Here is a 16951-nt window from a genome sequence, read left to right on the forward strand (position 1 = left end):
GAAGCGCCCTACGGAAATCCCATGCCCTTCCCCGCCAGCCATCCCGCGCTCGATCGCGCCCTGTCCGAACGCGGCTATGCCGAGCCGACGCCTGTCCAGGCCGCCGTGCTGGAAGCCGCCCTGTCGGAGGACGGCGATGTCGAGGGCGGTGTCGGCCGCGATCTGCTGGTCTCGGCCCAGACCGGCTCCGGCAAGACCGTCGCATTCGGCCTGGCCCTGGCCCCCACATTGCTGGGCGAGGCCGAGCGGTTCACCGACTTCGGCGCGCCCCTGGCCCTGGTCATCGCCCCGACGCGCGAACTGGCCCAGCAGGTCGCCAGCGAACTGACGTGGCTCTATGCCCAGACCGGCGCCCGCATCGTGTCGTGCGTGGGCGGCATGGACCCCAAGGTCGAGCGTCGCGCGCTGGAACGCGGGGCCCACATCGTCGTCGGCACGCCGGGACGTCTGCGCGACCATCTGGAACGCGGCGCGCTGGACCTGTCCGAGGCCCGCGCCGTCGTGCTGGATGAGGCCGACGAGATGCTGGACATGGGGTTCCAGGAAGACCTGACCTTCATCCTGGACGCCGCGCCCGCGACCCGACGCACCCTGATGTTCTCGGCGACGCTCGCCCGCGACATCGTCCAGCTGGCCAAGACCTATCAGCGCGACGCCGTGCGCATCGATACGGTGTCGGGCACCAAGTCCCACGCCGACATCGAATACAAGGCCATCCGCTGCGCCCCGAACGAGATCGAACTCGCGGTCGTCAATGTGCTGCGATACTTCGAAGCCCCCGGTGCCCTGGTGTTCGCCAACACGCGCGAACGGGTGAAGCATCTGACCGCTTCCTTGCGCGAACGCGGCTTCTCCGTTGTCGGCCTGTCGGGCGAGCTTACGCAAGGCGCGCGATCCGAGGCGCTGCAGGCGCTGCGCGACGGCCATGCCCGCGTCTGTGTCGCCACCGACGTGGCCGCGCGCGGCCTGGACCTGCCCGACCTGGGCCTGGTCATCCATGCCGAGATCCCGGTCAACAAGGCCGGCCTGCTGCACCGTTCGGGCCGCACCGGGCGTGCGGGCAAGAAGGGCGTATCCGTCCTGCTGGTCAGCTACACGCGCCGGCGCAAGGTCGAGTTGATGCTGCAGTCGGCGTCGATCGTGGCCGAATGGTCCGGGCCACCCAGCGCCGAGATGATCCTGGAAAAGGACCGCGAGCGTCTGCTGGCCGATCCCGCCCTAACCGCGCCGGTCGAGGACGAGGAGGCGCTGGAGCTGGGCCGTCTGCTGCTGGAGCGGACGACGCCCGAACAGGTCGCCGCCTCCCTGATCCGCCTGTATCGCCAGAAGCTGCCCGCGCCCGAGGACGTCTACGACGACGACCGCATGAAGCGTCAGCAGGAGACCGGCAAGAACGATCGCGGCCAGACCGACGCGCCGTTCCAGGACTTCGCGCGCGGCGGCGACATGGCCTGGTTCCGCATCAACATCGGTCGCGACAAGAACGCCGATCCGAAATGGCTGCTGCCGACCATCTGCCGCATCGGCCATGTGACCAAGCGCGACATCGGCTCCATCAAGATCTTCGATCGCGAGACCAAGTTCGAGATCACCAAGGAGGCCGAGGCCAAGTTCAAGGCCGCCGTCGCCGCCTCGACCGAGGACGGCGTCACGGTGTCGGAGGCCGTGGCACCGGGTCCGAAGGAACGCCCCGCCAGCCGCTGGGACAAGAAGCCTTCGGGCGACGGCGATCGCCCCGAGCGGAAACCCTGGGCCAACAAGACCGAAGGGGATCGCGCCCCGCGTGGCGACAAGCCAGCGTGGAAATCTCGCGACGATGCAGCACCCTCGGGCGACAAGAAGCCCTGGGTCAAACGCGACGCGCCTGCTGGCGAGAAGAAACCGTGGGTCAAGCGCGACACGCCCGAGAGCGCCGAACGTACCCCGTGGGCGGGCAAGGTCGACACTGGTGCGGCTCCGGCCAAGAAGCCGTGGGTCAAGCGCACGCCAGAGTCTCCGACGCCCGAAGGCAAGAAGCCCTGGGTGGCCAAGCCTCACGGTGCCAAGAAGCCCTGGGCTCCGCGCGCCGACGCGGCACCGTCGGGCGAAAAGGCCTGGACCGGCAAGCCCAAGGGGACCGGCAAGCCGTTCAAGGGCAAGAAGAAGCCGAACGGCTAAACCGACCCTTCTCCCCTTGCGGGAGAAGGAGCTTCACAGCGCCCGGAACCACCGGTCCAGCAGCGCCGCTTCCGCGCGGCGGGCCTCGGTGCGTTCGGCGTTGTCGGCGTCGATGCCCCACTGGCGTTCCTGAAAATCCTCGTCCAGGCGGCTGAGGTCGAAGGCTGCCTCGCCCTCGAGGGCGCCCCGCTGCACCGCCAGCCCCAGGATCGCGCTGCCGAACAGCGGCACCGCCGTCGCCAGACCCGTCAGGGCGAAATCGTCCAGACCCAGCGCCAGCGCCCGCACGCGGGCAATGCTTTCCGGTGGCTGTGGCCGATGGACGATGCCCTGCGTCGCCTCGACCTGGATTCCAAGTTCGGCGGCCGCCCAGTCCCGCCACGGGGCCCAGGCCCTCGTCTGTTCCGCGACCAGATTGCCGGGGTGTTCGGCCAGGTAGCACAGCAGATCGGACCCGACGTAGGACGCGATCTCGTCCGCCACCGGCTCGCGCGTCTGTGAGACCCGGTCGATGGCGGTGGCGGCCAGACGGGTCGCGGGCATGGTGCCCGGCTCGATGAACTCACCCTGAGCGGCCCACTCGTCCGCCACCAGACGCGCCGCCGCCTCGGTCGGCAGAACCATGCGGGCATGGGCCGGGGTCTTGGGTGCGCGCCCGTCCAGCAGGACAACGAACCCGTCACCGTCCGGCGCGACGGACGCTTCCTTCCAGAACCGCTTCAGCCGTTCTTCGGATTCGCGAAACCCCTTCTTGGCGGCGACACGGGGGTCGAGCGGCGGGATATGGCTCATGCGAAGGCTCTCGAAGCGAAACGGTCCAGCGCGACCTCCAGGTCCGCGAAGTCTGTGGCGACATGCGGCGCGCCCGCCGCGATCTGTTCCTCCGGCGTGTGAAAGCCCCAGGCCACGCCCTGCGGCCAGACCCCGGCATTGATCGCCATCGTGATATCGTGGGCGGTGTCGCCGATCATGATGGTGTCGGCCGCATTCGCGCCCGCTGCCGCCATCGCCGCGTGCAGCATGGCGGGGTCGGGCTTGCCCGGCCCGTCCTCGGCGCAATGGGACGATACGAACAGCTCGGCCCACCCCGCCCGCGCCAGGTTCCGCGCCACGCCCCGCCGGTTCTGCCCCGTCGCCAGCGACAGCCGCCAGCCGTCCCGGTGCAGCCGCGTCAGCAGCTCCAGCGCCCCGTCGTACAGCGGCTCCTCGTGACCCGCCTCGAACATCCGGTTGAAGCTGGCCCGGAACGCGGCGGTGAACCGCTCCAGTTCCGACGCAGTCAGGTCGGGTTCCAGCACCTGCAGGGCATAGGGCAGCGACAACCCGACGATCTGGCGCACCCGGTCATAGTGCGGGTCGGGCAGGCCCAGGTCCCGCGCCGCCTCCGTCGCCGCCTGAAGGATTGACGCCCGGCTGTCGACCAGGGTCCCGTCGATATCGAAGACGGCGAGCGGCCTCATCTCTGCCGCTTCACGCCGGCGAACGGATCGTGGTCCGCCTCGTCCTCGTCAAAGCCGAAATGCTCGAAGCCAGCGCGCAGCTCGGCGCTGATCGGGGCCTCGACCACCAGGGTCCCGCCCGACGGATGATCCAGCTCGATGCGGCGCGCATGTAGCTGCAGCTTCAGCGGACCGCTCAGCTGACCGGACGCCTCGTCGCCGTATTTCGGATCGCCCAGAATGGGATGGCCGATCGCCTTCATGTGCGCCCTCAGCTGATGCGTCCGCCCGGTGAAGGGCCGCAGCGCCATCCAGGACGCGCGCTGCGCCGCGTGGCTGATGACGGCATAGGCGGTCTCGGCCGGCTCGGCGCCGTTCTCCTTGGGGTCGGCGGGGCGCATGATCTCGTAGTCGTTGATGCCGGACTTCTTCAGATGCACGCTGATCTGACCATCTGCGGGCTTGGGCAGGCCCTGCACGATGGCCCAGTAGGTCTTCCTGGCCTGACGCCGGGCGAAGGCGCCCGCCAGTCGCTTGGCCGCCTCCGGCCCCTTGCCCAGCAGCAGGACGCCCGAGGTGTCCCGGTCCAGCCGGTGCACCAGTCGGGGACGCTCCATCCCCTCACCCCAGGCCGACAGAAGCCGGTCAACGTGGCGTGTGGTCTTGGTGCCGCCCTGCACCGCCAGGCCGTGCGGCTTGTTCAGCGCGATGACCAGGTCGTCCTCATAGATGACCATGGACTTGGCGAAGGTGATGTCGGCCGGCGTCAGGGCCATGTGCTCGCCGGGTGCCCGAACGATCGGCTCGGGGATCGGCGGCACCCGCACGGCGGCCCCCGCCGTCAGTCGCCCCTCGGGCTTGATGCGGGCACCGTCGACGCGGATCTGGCCGCCGCGCGCCATCTTCTGCACCTGGATGTTCGACAGATGCGGCCAGCGCCTGCGGAACCAGCGGTCCAGCCGGATGCCGTCCTCGGCCTCGGCGACGTACAGGATCTGCGCCTCACGCGCGCCGACCGGGCCCTTCGGCTGCGGGGCCTCCGGTGCCGTCTCCTTCGGATCGTAGCTCATGCCGGCACTCCGAACGCCCGTCGCGCCATCATCAATCCCGCCATTGCCGCCGCGATAGCCAGCACCACGGACAGCGCGACATAGGCCGCCGCCAGGCCAAACTCTCGCCGCTCGATCATCAGCACCGTCTCCAGCGAGAAGGCGCTGAAGGTGGTGAACCCACCCAGGATACCGACGGCGGCGAACACCCGCACCGTCTCCTGCGACGCCCCCGCCCTCAGCCCCATCCAGCCGACCAGCAGCCCCATCAGCAGCCCGCCCACGACGTTCGCCGCCAGCGTCCCCCAGGGCCAGGCCCCTGCCGGGACCATCCGCCCGGCCAGAAGCCCCACGCCATAGCGCGCCATGGAGCCCAGGGCCCCGCCGATGGCGACCAGCAGAAATCGTGTCATGATCCGGGGCTTATAACGGGTCGGGCCCGAAAGCGAAGGCGCACTTAATCCTCCCCCATTGGGGGAGGGGGACCGCGAAGCGGTGGAGGGGGCCTGACGCGCACACGCTCGGCGATGCTCTGCACCACGCCTTCCAGATTCCTCAACACGTCACGGGCGGGCACCCTGTAGACGCTGATTCCTCGCACCTCCAGCCAGACTGTGCGCCGACGATCATGCATCGCCTGGTCGGGATGAGAATGCCCCTCTCCGTCGATTTCCAAGGCCAGTTTGGCGTCATCACAGTAGAAATCGAGGATGTAGGGCCCGATTGGGTGCTGGCGCCGAAAGCGTGCATTGGCGACACGGCGGCCTCGAATGGCATTCCAGATGATGACCTCGGGTAAGGTCAGCTTGCGGCGCAGCTCCTTTGCCCGCGTTATCGTCACTTTCGGAGCGTCCATTGCAACACGCTATGTAAGAAAAGAACCCGCGTCAGGCCCCCTCCGTCACGACGCGAAGCCGCGCCGTGCCACCTCCCCCAAAGGGGTAGGATTGGACCTGACCAAAACGTCACTTGCCGCGCGGTACGGTTAACGGCGATACCCGGCTTCGCGTCGCGAGAGAACGCCGTCCGCTACCGCCCAGGGTCTGTCATACTGGCTGCAAGCACGTCTGAAGGTTCGAAACGTTCGCCATGTCGCACGACGATCACGCGCACCCGGCTCCCTCGGTGGAGCCAATCCCGCACAGCCCGGCAGCCCCGGTGCCCGTGGCCCCGCCGCCCGGCGCCGCCGATGCGCCCGGCCGCGTCGAGCCGCCCGCGCGCCCGCCCGAACGGCCGACCCCGACCGTGTCCGACGACGGCATCCTGCGCCCCATTCAGGAAAGCGACTATTTCACCCTGGACCCCGCCGCCATCGCGGTGATCTCGGCCAATATCGACCAGTATTTCAATCAGGCGCTCGACATCTTTCCGTTCTGGGAGACCGAGAACAAGCCGGACCGCTTCCACGTCCTGTTCAGCCGCCAGATCGAGGAGCGGTTCCCGGTCGAGGCCGACATTCGCGGCCGGATCTACGGCTATGGTCGGCGCGTCTTCAACGCCCTGCGGGTCCATGTCATCACCAAGCGCCTGACGCAGGGGCTGGCCCTTGTCGCCTTCGCCGCCATGGCGATCTTTGGCCCCGGGCTGTTCGCCGAATGGACGGGGGGGCAACCCCAGGGACTGGGCCTCGCCATCCTGGGCATGCTGGTGACCCTGGGCATCTTCTTCGGTGTCTCGTCGATCCTGTTCGTGCAGTACCGCTTCCGCCTGGAGAACGACTCCTACGAACTGTCGCGCGAGATCGTCCAGCGGACGCGCGAGTTGCAGAACCTGTTCACCAACGCCCGCGCTCTGTCGGATCAGGCCGAGACCCAGTTCGCCACCGACGGTAAGGGCTGGGGCCAGCGCGCCCTCTACCTGACCCGCCTTGTCCTGTGGATCGCCGCCCGCATGGAATACCTCGAGAAATACGCCCAGATGGAGCTGTGGCGCGTGCGCCGCGAACGGTACTGGATGCGCTGGGTCGGGCGCATCACGACGCCGCTCGTCCTGCTGGTCTGGGCAGTTGTTTTCGCGTTCTGGCCCTCCCCCGCCGGCAACGAGGGTGGGTTTCGGGTACTGCAGATCGTCGCCTTGGTAATGGCCGTGATCGTTTCATGGCTGTCCTACTACCGCTGGCAGACGCCGACGGCGGCCGTGAAGGACAAGCTGGGCGTGGACGGCTGGGTCCGCTACGCCTCGCTGGACGTCGACAACACGGTCGGCGACCAGGTCCGGCGCGACAAGGAACGCCTGGTCGAATACCGCGCGCTTACCCGCGGCCGCTAAGCGAATACCGGACCTCGCGCGCGTCATAGGCTTCGACGTCGTTCGGCTTGGTTCCGCGCCCCAGCCGGACTTCCAGAACGGTCGAGGTCGGCGACGGCCCCTGGAAGTTCAGCCCCACGCCCACGCCGGTGCTGGTGCCCGAATAGCGGTAGCCGCCGTAGCGACCCGAGGAAGACCCCACCCCGACCGAGACGCTGGGCCGGAACCCTCCCGCGCTGTCGGGGCGTCCGTCGATGTAACGCTGGGTGACCGCGAACCAGTCGTAACCCTGCTCGATCGTGAGATCAGCCGCCCGCAGCAGTGCCATGTCCGCCACGGGGCCGGGAGCGCCCACGCCGTTGTAGCTGACCCGGTAGCGGTCGCTTTCGATCCGCTGCTCTGCGTATCCCTGTCCGCCGGGTCCGCCTTGCGGTCCATACGGGGCCAGACTGGCGCAAGCCGATAGCGCAAGCGCGGCACCGGATAGCAGGAGAAGAGTCAGGCGAGGTGTCGGAACGTGGGTCATGCGCCTGCAACGTCGTTAAAAAAGCCCGGTTCCGCCGGATGCGCTTTCCAAGCGGAGCGAATGCGCGTTTTGTCGCAGGCGGTCCCGGCGTGGGATCATCCATGTGGCGTAGTCAACGATGCAGACCTTCAAGAGGGCGTCCGATGAGGAAGCCCTGAACGCCCTTCAGGGCTCGGAACTGCTCGCCAATGGTTGCGTAAACCTGATCTCGCTGGACGCCATTCGGGAACGTGCGGGTGATCTGTGGCCCCGAAAGCGCGAACTGGTCTGGGACTTCACAGACAAGAAGCTGCGGGAGCGCCTGCGGGCGCAAGACATGGTCTTCCGGGTCGATGAGACCACCTATCTGATCGCCGTGGTCGCCGACTACGCCGCTGCCGCCCAGGCCGTGGCCATGCGCAGTCTGGAAGAGATTCTGCTGCACTTCATCGGCCACCTCGACCGCGCCCACATCGTCATCCGTCGCGTCGATCGCATCGACGGGGCCGAACTGACCACCAGCGCGGTCGATATCGAACGAATTCCGCGCCTGGAGGACGTCCCCCAGCAGAAGGCGAAGATCAGCCCAACGCCGCAGGCCGAGCGCGAGAAGAACCCGCTGTTGTTCAAATCGCTGTCCGGCCGCGACCTGCGGGTCGATTTCTCGCCGCGCCCGATCACCAGCCTTCAGCACGGGGTCATGACCGCGCTGCACCTGGCCCGTCGCGTGGTCGACGTGGAGACCGAGGCCGTCCTGGGCGCTACGCAGCTGGATGCCCTGACCGACGGCGACCTGATCCGGATCGACGAGGCGACCCTCGACTACGCCTCCCTGTTCACCATGGGCGATCAGGACGCGGGCTATGTCGCCCTGGTCATTCCCGTCTCCTATCGGACATTGCTGAACCGCCGGGGGCGCGCGGCCATGATCCAGCTGGGCGGCGGCCAGCCGGCGCTGAAGACCGGCGCCTTGTTCGAGATCCTGGACATGGACACCGGCACGCCGCCCAGCCGGATCGCGGAAGCCGTGGCCCTGTCCCGCAGCTTGGTCAGGGGCGTCGTGGCGCGCCTGCCGGAGGGGCGCGGCAGCCTGGCACCCTTCACCGTCGTCGGCCTGACCGGCCTGACCGTACCGATGCCCCGTCAGCGCGGGCCAGGCGCGGCGTCCTTCAAGGTGCCTCCGCATGCGGTGGATCGGCTCAAGCCCACCTTCCGCGCCCTGATCGCGCTGGAGGCACGGCGGGGGGACGAGGCTGCGCTGCAGGCCCTGGGCTTTACCCACGCCAGTCTGGATACCGAACACGCCACCGCGGTCAGGGCGTCTTCAGGCCCAGGGCCTCTGCCAGCGCTTTGAAGTCCTCCGGCGGGTCAGCCGACACGGTCCGCTCGCCCCCGTCCGGATGCGGAAACCTCAGCGACGCGGCGTGCAGCATCAGCCGGGGCGCAGGCCTGCCCCCCGCCGTCAGCGCCCCGCCATAGCGGACGTCCCCGATCAGCGGCCGTCCGACGTGGGCCATGTGCACGCGCAGCTGATGCATCCGTCCGGTGAAGGGCTGAAGCTCCACCAGCGCCCCGTCCTCGCTGGAAGCCAGCGTGCGGTATCGGCTGCGTGAACCCTGCGCGCCCTTGGTGTCGAAGGCGGCGACCCGCATATAGCTTTCGCGCCCGATCTCCTGGCGTACCAGCGGCACGTTGATGTCGCCCTGCGCCGGATCGGGCGCGGCCGAAAGCAGGGCCAGATAGGTCTTGGTCAGCTTGTGCGCCTGGATCGCCTTGCCCAGGAAACTGGCCGCCGGTTTGGTCTTGGCCGCCAGGATGACGCCGGACGTGTCCCGGTCCAGCCGATGCACCAGTTCCGGCCGCTTGCCGTTCGACCGCGCGAAGGCCCACAGCAGGTCGTCCAGCGTGTGCGCCTGGATCCTGCCGCCCTGGCTGGACAGACCCGACGGCTTGGCGAAGGCGATGACCGACGCGTCCTCGTGGATCACCCAGCCGCGAACGGCCGCGATCTCGTCTTCGGTCAGGGATACGGGGGTTCTGAGGCTCACCCGCCGTGCGTTAGCGCAGGAAGCCACGCGCCGCCATCATCCGCGAATACCAGACCAGGAACAGACACCCAGCCAGGATCACCGCGTTCATGATCCATGCCGTGTCGCCCATCGCCTGCGCCCCGTTCGACAGGCCGTACTGATAGATGAGACTGATCACAAAGGCCGCCAGCGACACCACGAAGACCGGAAACGCCAGTCGCCGGCGCGCCAGCAGCAGGACCGACCCCAGCAGTGCGCCCCAGACGCCGATGGCCCACACGCCGGTCATCCAGACCGGCATGGCGTGCATATAAGCGATCTGCGGTTCGGTCATTCCCACGCCGCGCAGATATCCGTCTCCGCCCGTCTGGGTCATCGTGTAGTCATAGGGGCCGTAGCTGTTCCACAGCAGCCCGATCACCCCGACCACCCAGAAATGCCACGGCGTCCGCCCCGTCCGCGTGTCGCTCATGATGCTGACCATCGTCCCCTCCCAAGGATGTCTGGGGAACGACGATACGCCTTGTCAGCCCAACAGCAAGGCGGAGGTCGTCAGGCCGTGTCGGACTTCGCCGCCCGCATCGCCGCCCAGCGTTCCAGCCGCGCCTTGACCTTCTCCTCATGCCCCTCGCCCTTGGGCGAATAGAACACCCGCCGGTCCATCTCGTCAGGGAAGAAGTTCGCGCCGGAGAAGCCTTCCTCGGTGTCCGGGTCGTACTGGTAGCCCTTGCCGTAGCCGAGCGACTTCATCAGCTTGGTCGGCGCATTGCGGATGTGGGCCGGGGGCATCAGCGACCCCGTCTCGTGCGCCGCTTTCTTCGCCGCCTTGAACGCCTCGTAGACCCCGACCGACTTTGGCGCGGTGGCCAGATGCACCACCGCCTGGGCCAGGGCCAGCTCGCCCTCGGGCGAGCCCAGGAAGTCGTAGGTGTCTTTGGCGGCATTGGCGACCAGCAGCGACAGCGGGTCGGCCTCGCCGATGTCCTCGACCGCCATCCGCACGATCCGCCGCGCCAGATACAGCGGATCCTCGCCGCCGTTCAGCATCCGCGCCAACCAGTAGAGCGCCGCGTCCGGGTCCGATCCGCGAACTGATTTATGCAGCGCCGATATGAGGTTATAATGTTCTTCTCTACTCTTGTCGTAGGCCGGAGCCCGCCGTTGCAGTGTCGCCGCAAGCGCCTGCACATCCAGCGGTTCGGGCGGCAGGGCGAACAGCGTCTCGGCCATGGTCAGCAGGTATCGTCCATCCCCGTCGGCCAGGGCCAGCAGTGCCTGACGGGCCTCCGCCGTCAGCGGAAGCGCCGAACCCTCCTCCGCCTCGGCACGAATCAACAGTTGATCAAGGGCCACCTCGTCCAGCCGTTTCAGGACGAACACCTGGCTGCGCGACAGCAGCGCCCCGTTCAGTTCGAACGAGGGGTTCTCGGTCGTCGCCCCGACCAGGGTCACGACCCCTTCCTCAACGAACGGCAGGAAGCCATCCTGTTGCGCCCGGTTGAAGCGATGGATTTCGTCCACGAACAGCAATGTCGACTGCCCCGCCGCCCGGCGGACGCGCGCCTGTTCAAACGCCTTCTTCAGATCTGCAACGCCCGAGAAGACCGCCGAAATCTGCTGGTACTGATAGCCCGCCGCCCTGGCCAGCAACCGGGCGATCGTGGTCTTGCCCGTCCCCGGCGGTCCCCACAGGATCATGGAACCCAGCCGCCCGGCCTCGATCATCCGACGGATCGGCCCGCCTTCGCCCAGCAGGTGATCCTGTCCCACCACCTGATCCAGCGACGCGGGGCGGAGCCGGTCAGCGAGCGGCGCGTCGGGAGGGTGAATGCCGGAGGCTTCGAACAGATCGGTCATGCGGGTTGACAGATAGGCGCTACGCGTCGCCTTTTCACGCCTGGAATCCGAAGCCATCGAGGCACGCGTCATGGAACAGGTGAAGGCCCCCCGGCCGTTGTCCGGAATCACGCCCTACCTGAGCATCGCCTCGCGCGGAGCGGATGCAGCGGCGGAGTTCTATCGCGCCGCCTTCGGAGCCGACGAGGTCCGCCGCATGGTCGCCGACGACGGGGAGCGGCTTCTGCACGTCCACCTCCACATCAACGGCGGCAGCGTCATGCTGTCCGACGAGTTTCCCGAGTATGGCGGAGAGGCAGACGTCGAGCCGAAATCGGTGACGCTTCACCTTCATGTCGACGACGCCGACGAATGGTGGAACCGCGCCATCACGGCCGGAGCCGTGCCGGTGCATCCCTTGGCCAACCAGTTCTGGGGCGATCGCTACGGCGTGTTGAAGGATCCCTTCGGCCATAGCTGGTCGATCGGATCGCCCCTGAAGGGCTAGCGAACCCGCCCCGACATCACCCGGCCCTGCCGCAGCAGCGACACCTCCGACCCGCGCGTCGCACGCTGGATCGCCGCCAGATCGCGCACCGGCCGCCCGTCGATCTGGGTCACCACGTCGCCCGGCAGGAATCCGTTGGCGCGATAGGCATAGCTGTTCCTGGCCACGTCGGTGACGATGGCCCCGCTGGCGAAAGGATCGCCCCCCAGCCGGTCGGCCAGCGCCGGGTTCAGGGCCGCGACCTGGGCCCCCGCGAACGGTCCCTGCTCGATCGTCTGGCCATTGCCCTTCGCATCGCCGGGCAGGGTCTGGACCCGCGCGTTCAGCGTCTGGGACCGGCCGTCGCGCAGCACCGTCACCGCCACGCTGTCATTGGGATCCTTGGTGCCGATGCGGAAGTTCAGCCCACCCTGATCGTTGATCTCGGCCCCGTCGATGGCGGTGATGACGTCGCCTTCGCGAAGGCCCGCCCGCGCGCCCGGCCCGTTGGCATAGACGTCGGTGACGATCAGGCCCTGCGGCCGGGGCAGGCCCAGCGACCGGGCGATGTCGGACGTCACGCTGTCGCCCTTGACCCCCAGCCAGGGCCGCACCACCGCTGTGGCACCCCCCAGGGCCGAGTCCACCACTCGCCGCACCATCGACGCCGGCACCGCGAACCCGACGCCCGACGACGATCCCGACCGCGAGAAGATCGCCGTGTTGATGCCGATCACGTCGCCATCCATGTCGACCAGCGGACCGCCCGAGTTGCCGGGATTGATCGCCGCGTCGGTCTGGATGAAGGACCCGGAATCCGAGATGCCGGTCTCGGTCCGGTTCAGGGCCGAAATGATGCCGTTCGTCACGGTCTGGCCAACACCGAACGGGTTGCCGATGGCCAGAACCAGGTCGCCGACCTGCTGTTCCTCGCGATCGTCGATGGCGAGAACAGGTAGCTGCTCGGTCACGCCGGTCAGCCTCAGCACCGCGATGTCCGAGCGCTCGTCGGCCAGGATGACCTCGGCCGGGAACTCGCGCCGGTCGTTCAGGACGACGCGGATCTGCTGCGCGCCCTCGATCACGTGGTTGTTCGTCACCACGATGCCATCGGACCGGACGATCACGCCCGATCCGGCCGATTCCGCCACACGCTGCTGGGGCATGCCGCCGCCGAACATCTGGAAAAAGGGGTCCGCCTGCACCCGCTGAATCGACCTCGCCGAGATGTTCACCACCGCCGGTGCCGCCTCGCGCACCACGGGCGAGAAGCTCTGCTTCATGGTGGAGACGTCGGTCGGGGTGGTCCGGTTGGTCGGCTCGGCGAACACGCCGTCCTGGGCCTTGGTGGAGTTGGCGTTGCCGCACGCGGCCAGCGCCAGCGCCGCGGTCAGAGCGAGGGTCGAGGTCTTCATTGCATTCCAGAGTTCAGTCATCGCGGATGCGCATATCTGTACCGATTTCGGGCGGCATCAAGGCGGGTGGTCACGGCCGCAACGCAGCGGCCGTATCGATGGCCCGCCCGTCTCCGGCCGGGACGGAAATCGCCAGCAATCGCCCCAGCAAGGGCTGCACATCGACACTGTCCAGATCGCGAAGCACCACGCCGGGCGCGATCCCGGGACCGTGGGCGATGAACAGGGCCTGCATCTCGACCGCGGCGTTGTCGAACCCATGCGCCCCGCCCGGGTGGCTCAGCGGCCGGTCGTGGGTGGCCAGATACCATCCGATATCGGCCAAACAGACGATCGGCGGCACCCGCGGATTGGAGCCCAGCACAAACCGCGCCGGGAGCTCTCCTCGCCGCCAGCACTGATGGTGGTCCTTGCGCCCGATCAACGCCGCGTCCACCTCGGCTTCATGACCCGGCCTGGGGGCCAGATAGGCGACCCCGCTGGCATAGATGACGTCCAGCGCGCCCGGCGGAACCGCGTCGTCCAGATAGATCGTCTGATCCGGCGATATCGGTGCCATGCCGTGGTCGGACACGATCACCAGCGTGGTCCGGTCGTACAGTCTCCGTTCCCTCAGGCCCTGGATCAGCCCACCGATCGCAGCGTCCACCTCAGCCGCCGCCGCCAACGTCTGGGGCGATGCCGGACCCGTCACATGGCCGACCGTATCCACCACGTCGAAATACAGGGTCACGAAATCCGGCCGCGCCTCCGGCAGATCGAGCCACGCCAGCACCTGATCCACGCGCTCCTCATTGCCGACCGTCCCGTCATAGGGCCGCCAGTAGGTCGGTCGCCGTCCTCGGATTTCCGTCTCCGACCCCGGCCAGAACATGGTCGCCGTGGTCAGGCCCGCCTTCTCGGCCGTGACCCAGATCGGCTCGGCCTGGTTCCACCACCCGGTCTCCTTCTTCGCCTGACTGAAGCGGCCCAGAACCGGATCGTCGAAGTTGTTGCCGACGATGCCGTGGTGGTCGGGATGCAGACCCGTCACCAGCGTATAGTGGTTGGGAAAGGTCAGGCTGGGAAACGACGGCCGCATCGGCCCGCTCGCTCCGCCCGCCGCCAGGCCGGCCAGCACCGGCGTCTGCCCTCGCTCCAGATAGTCGGCACGAAAACCGTCGATGGAGATCAGGATGGTCAGCGGGCGCCCTGCGTCTGCCGACCTGGGGCCTGGCACGGTGGCGCACGCGGTCAGCAACAGCAGCAGGACGGCGATCATTACGCGCGGCATGAGAGCGACTCCCTGCACGACAGGACCGTCACGCGGGACGGTCCTGGTCGATGGCTTCGATCAGTTCCTGGGTTGGATCACGGTCAGGATAAGGCGTCGCCCCGCTCAGCACCAGATCGAGTCCGGCATTCCTGACCCCGGCCTGTTTCAGAGGTTGACGGCCGGTCCGGGTGCGGCAGAGGCTAGAATATCGACGGGATGGCGACCGGTATCAGGCCACTGGCGGTCCGCATATCCCGGGTTACCAGATGAATCCGATCGACGAACTTCCGATCCATGATCTTGCACCGCTCATAGACCGCAGGATCGTCGCTGACGAAGATTGTGTAGCTCTGCTTGCTCGTGGCGGCGTTGAACGCCGCGGCGATCTCTTCCAGTTCGTCGGCGGTCGCCTTCACATGGGCCTGACGGATGTCGAAGATCCAGTCCCATCCGCCCAGCGCCTTGCGCTGTCGCAACAGCCGCAGGACCGTCTCGCCCATCGTGTCGGTCACGGGTCCCGGCATCGCCGTCACGGTGACCCGCTTCAGCCCTTCACTCAACGCAACTTTCGTAGACATCGGCTACCTATGCCATCCTCGCGGCAACAAAGGTTTAAGGCCGCCAGATCGCTCATGACGTCGACAGGATCGTCCTCTGCCCTGGGCGGCGAGGGCGGTGTGATCGACCTGTCCGAAGCTTAATCTGCCGACGCTTGCCGACCGGCCCTCCCCGGGCGAAGGTCCGAACATGACCGCAGTGATCGAGACCCGTGCCCTGACCAAGACCTATGGCACCGTGCGGGCGCTGGACGGGCTCAGCCTGACCATCCCCAAGGGTGGGGTCTATGGCGTGCTCGGGCCCAACGGGGCAGGCAAGTCGACCCTGTTCCGCATCCTGCTGGGCTTGATCCGTCCGACCGAGGGCGAGGCCATCGTCATGGGCGGCAGGGTGGGCGACGTCGCCGCCGGCCGCCGCATGGGCTCGATGATCGAGACGCCACGCTTTCCGCCCTTCATGACCGCGCGCCAGGTTCTGGAGTGGCTGTCGATCGCCCATGGGCTGAAGGCCGACGCCGCGCGCGTGTCTGGCTGGCTGGAGCGCGTCGGTCTGACCGAGGCCGCCGACCGAAAGGTGCGGGGCTTCTCCGTGGGTATGCTGCAGCGGCTAGGCGTCGCCGCCGCCCTGATCACAGAGCCCGAACTGGTCATCCTGGATGAGCCCACCAGCGGCATGGATCCCCCCGGCATCCAGGAAATGCGCGCCCTGATCCGCTCCCTGTCGGAAAAGGACGGCATCACCGTCGTCCTGGCCAGCCACCAGCTGCTGGAGGTCCAGCGCGTCTGCGACCGCGTCGCCATCCTGAACCGGGGCAAGCTGGTCCGCGAGGGATCGGTCACCGACCTGACCTCGGCCGGCGAGCGTTTACGCCTTTCGCTCACCCCCATGGCCCAGGCCATGGCCATCCTGGGCAGCCGGGCGGTGGTCGAGGGTGACGCTATCCTGGTCACCCTGCCCCGTGCCGAGGCCCCCGCCCTGCTCCGCGCCCTGATCGAGGCCGGCGTCGACATCGACGAGGCCCGTTGGATCGGAGCCGATCTGGAAAGCGTCTTCATGACGGAAACTGGCAGCGTCCAAACCGTAGAGGCCATCCGATGAGCGTGACCATGCTGGCCGACGCCCTGCGCTCCGAGGCCTATCGCTTCACCAAGAACCGCGTGACCCTGTTGTGGAGCGTGGTCTTCTTTCCCGTCGTCGCCCTGGTGCTGGGAACGCTGGGGCAGCTCTTCATCAAGACCAAGATGGCCGAGGTCCGGGACGCCACCCTGCCGCCGGGCGTCGCCGAAAAACTTCTGGCGACCGGCACCCTGAACCTGGGTGAATCCTTGCCGACCCTGGCCGCCGATCTGGCCAATCCGATCCTGATCCTGTTCATCCTGATCGGGGCGGCAACGATTTTCGCCGGTGACTATCGCTGGGAAAGCTGGCGGCTGACCACGGCGCGCAACAGCCGGCTGAACCTGATCCTGGGCAAGGTCGGCGTGGCCAAGCTGCTGACCCTGACCGCCCTTCTGCTCATGATGGTCCTGGGACTGATCGGCGAAGCGGCCAAGGGCGTCATCTTCGACCGCAGCCTGTCGTTCAGCATCGGCGGCGACAGCCTGGGCCAGACCGGCCTGCTGTTCCTTCTGGCCTATGTCCGCGTCGTCCAGATCACCCTGCTGGCATTGCTGGCCGCCGTCCTGACCCGTTCCCTGATCGCCACCCTGTTCGTGCCGATCGTCGTCAGCCTGGCCCAGGCCATCTTCGCCAACTTCCTGCCCATGCTGGGATGGGGCGTTGACGACTGGCGCGCGCAGTTCCTGTTCCCCGGCTTCGCCTACGACACGCTGAAGGCTGCGATCGAGACCGGTGGCGGCATGTCCGCCGACGGCGCGGTCCTGGCCCTGGTTAGCCTCATCCTGTGGTGTCTGGTCCCCCTGGCGGGGGCCATCGGCTGGTTTGGCCGTCAGGATTTGTCGAAGGAGTAGGCC

General features: G+C 67.7%; 18 protein-coding genes. 6 read left to right on the plus strand and 12 right to left on the minus strand.

From position 1 onward, the window contains the following. Window positions 1-21 precede the first annotated feature (21 nt). Window positions 22-2157, plus strand: coding sequence for a DEAD/DEAH box helicase (locus tag AC1DW4_RS13230; protein WP_477017735.1), 2136 nt, complete (start codon window positions 22-24; stop codon window positions 2155-2157). A gap of 33 nt (window positions 2158-2190) precedes the next feature. Here AC1DW4_RS13230 and AC1DW4_RS13235 read toward each other — a convergent pair whose 3' ends face one another. From AC1DW4_RS13235 to AC1DW4_RS13255, 5 genes are read right to left on the minus strand one after another with little or no spacing between them, the layout of a single operon-like run. Then, window positions 2191-2949: an ATP12 family chaperone protein gene (locus tag AC1DW4_RS13235; RefSeq protein ID WP_477017736.1), complete on the minus strand. Its 759-nt coding sequence runs from the start codon at window positions 2947-2949 to the stop codon at window positions 2191-2193. Then, window positions 2946-3617 carry an HAD-IA family hydrolase gene (locus AC1DW4_RS13240; RefSeq protein WP_477017737.1) on the minus strand — a complete coding sequence of 224 codons (672 nt, stop codon included), beginning with the start codon at window positions 3615-3617 and terminating at the stop codon, window positions 2946-2948. The genes AC1DW4_RS13235 and AC1DW4_RS13240 overlap by 4 nt, the downstream gene beginning before the upstream one ends. Then, on the minus strand, window positions 3614-4666 hold the full coding sequence (locus AC1DW4_RS13245; protein WP_477017738.1) for an RluA family pseudouridine synthase: 1053 nt from the start codon (window positions 4664-4666) through the stop codon (window positions 3614-3616). The genes AC1DW4_RS13240 and AC1DW4_RS13245 overlap by 4 nt, the downstream gene beginning before the upstream one ends. Then, window positions 4663-5058 carry a fluoride efflux transporter CrcB gene (crcB, locus tag AC1DW4_RS13250; RefSeq protein WP_477017739.1) on the minus strand — a complete coding sequence of 132 codons (396 nt, stop codon included), beginning with the start codon at window positions 5056-5058 and terminating at the stop codon, window positions 4663-4665. The genes AC1DW4_RS13245 and crcB overlap by 4 nt, the downstream gene beginning before the upstream one ends. A 44-nt stretch (window positions 5059-5102) precedes the next feature. Continuing rightward, the gene (locus tag AC1DW4_RS13255; protein WP_477017740.1) at window positions 5103-5501 is read right to left on the minus strand and encodes an endonuclease domain-containing protein; all 399 of its coding nucleotides are present in this window, start codon (window positions 5499-5501) and stop codon (window positions 5103-5105) included. A gap of 233 nt (window positions 5502-5734) precedes the next feature. On the opposite strand from AC1DW4_RS13255, the gene AC1DW4_RS13260 reads away from it, so the two are divergent. Then, entirely contained in the window at window positions 5735-6913 is a 1179-nt protein-coding gene (locus AC1DW4_RS13260) for a hypothetical protein (protein WP_477017741.1), read from the plus strand. On the opposite strand, the gene AC1DW4_RS13265 is transcribed toward AC1DW4_RS13260, so the two are convergent. Then, window positions 6897-7418 (minus strand): CC0125/CC1285 family lipoprotein, encoded by a 522-nt coding sequence (locus AC1DW4_RS13265; protein ID WP_477017742.1) that lies wholly within the window; start codon window positions 7416-7418, stop codon window positions 6897-6899. The genes AC1DW4_RS13260 and AC1DW4_RS13265 overlap by 17 nt on opposite strands. Before the next feature lie 118 nt (window positions 7419-7536). Between AC1DW4_RS13265 and AC1DW4_RS13270 the strand changes: the two genes are divergently transcribed. Next, window positions 7537-8751, plus strand: a complete 1215-nt coding sequence (locus AC1DW4_RS13270; protein ID WP_477017743.1) for a hypothetical protein — start codon at window positions 7537-7539, stop codon at window positions 8749-8751. Here AC1DW4_RS13270 and AC1DW4_RS13275 read toward each other — a convergent pair. The 3 genes from AC1DW4_RS13275 to AC1DW4_RS13285 form a co-directional block, all read right to left on the minus strand. Beyond that, the gene (locus AC1DW4_RS13275; protein ID WP_477017744.1) at window positions 8711-9445 is read right to left on the minus strand and encodes an RluA family pseudouridine synthase; all 735 of its coding nucleotides are present in this window, start codon (window positions 9443-9445) and stop codon (window positions 8711-8713) included. The two genes, AC1DW4_RS13270 and AC1DW4_RS13275, sit on opposite strands and share 41 nt — an antisense overlap. 10 nt (window positions 9446-9455) lie before the next feature. Continuing rightward, window positions 9456-9899, minus strand: a complete 444-nt coding sequence (locus AC1DW4_RS13280; protein WP_477017745.1) for a hypothetical protein — start codon at window positions 9897-9899, stop codon at window positions 9456-9458. 80 nt (window positions 9900-9979) lie between these two features. Next, window positions 9980-11284, minus strand: coding sequence for a replication-associated recombination protein A (locus AC1DW4_RS13285; protein ID WP_477017746.1), 1305 nt, complete (start codon window positions 11282-11284; stop codon window positions 9980-9982). Between the two features lie 70 nt (window positions 11285-11354). Here AC1DW4_RS13285 and AC1DW4_RS13290 point away from each other — a divergent pair, with 70 nt between their 5' ends. Next, a complete protein-coding gene (locus tag AC1DW4_RS13290) occupies window positions 11355-11771 on the plus strand; it encodes a VOC family protein (protein WP_477017747.1) in 417 nt (138 codons plus the stop codon). On the opposite strand, the gene AC1DW4_RS13295 is transcribed toward AC1DW4_RS13290, so the two are convergent. The 3 genes from AC1DW4_RS13295 to AC1DW4_RS13305 all read right to left on the minus strand — a co-directional run bounded on the left by AC1DW4_RS13295 (window position 11768) and on the right by AC1DW4_RS13305 (window position 14998). Beyond that, window positions 11768-13165, minus strand: a complete 1398-nt coding sequence (locus tag AC1DW4_RS13295; protein ID WP_477017871.1) for a Do family serine endopeptidase — start codon at window positions 13163-13165, stop codon at window positions 11768-11770. The genes AC1DW4_RS13290 and AC1DW4_RS13295 overlap by 4 nt on opposite strands. A 70-nt stretch (window positions 13166-13235) precedes the next feature. Next, the gene (locus AC1DW4_RS13300) at window positions 13236-14438 is read right to left on the minus strand and encodes an alkaline phosphatase family protein (RefSeq protein ID WP_477017748.1); all 1203 of its coding nucleotides are present in this window, start codon (window positions 14436-14438) and stop codon (window positions 13236-13238) included. Window positions 14439-14620: 182 nt separating this feature from the next. Further along, window positions 14621-14998: a hypothetical protein gene (locus tag AC1DW4_RS13305; RefSeq protein ID WP_477017749.1), complete on the minus strand. Its 378-nt coding sequence runs from the start codon at window positions 14996-14998 to the stop codon at window positions 14621-14623. 169 nt (window positions 14999-15167) lie between these two features. Here AC1DW4_RS13305 and AC1DW4_RS13310 point away from each other — a divergent pair, with 169 nt between their 5' ends. Further along, window positions 15168-16076 carry an ABC transporter ATP-binding protein gene (locus AC1DW4_RS13310; RefSeq protein ID WP_477017750.1) on the plus strand — a complete coding sequence of 303 codons (909 nt, stop codon included), beginning with the start codon at window positions 15168-15170 and terminating at the stop codon, window positions 16074-16076. Next, a complete protein-coding gene (locus AC1DW4_RS13315; protein ID WP_477017751.1) occupies window positions 16073-16948 on the plus strand; it encodes a hypothetical protein in 876 nt (291 codons plus the stop codon). The genes AC1DW4_RS13310 and AC1DW4_RS13315 overlap by 4 nt, the downstream gene beginning before the upstream one ends. Window positions 16949-16951: the final 3 nt, after the last annotated feature.

It is taken from the genome of Brevundimonas sp. P2_A6, from assembly GCF_056404975.1.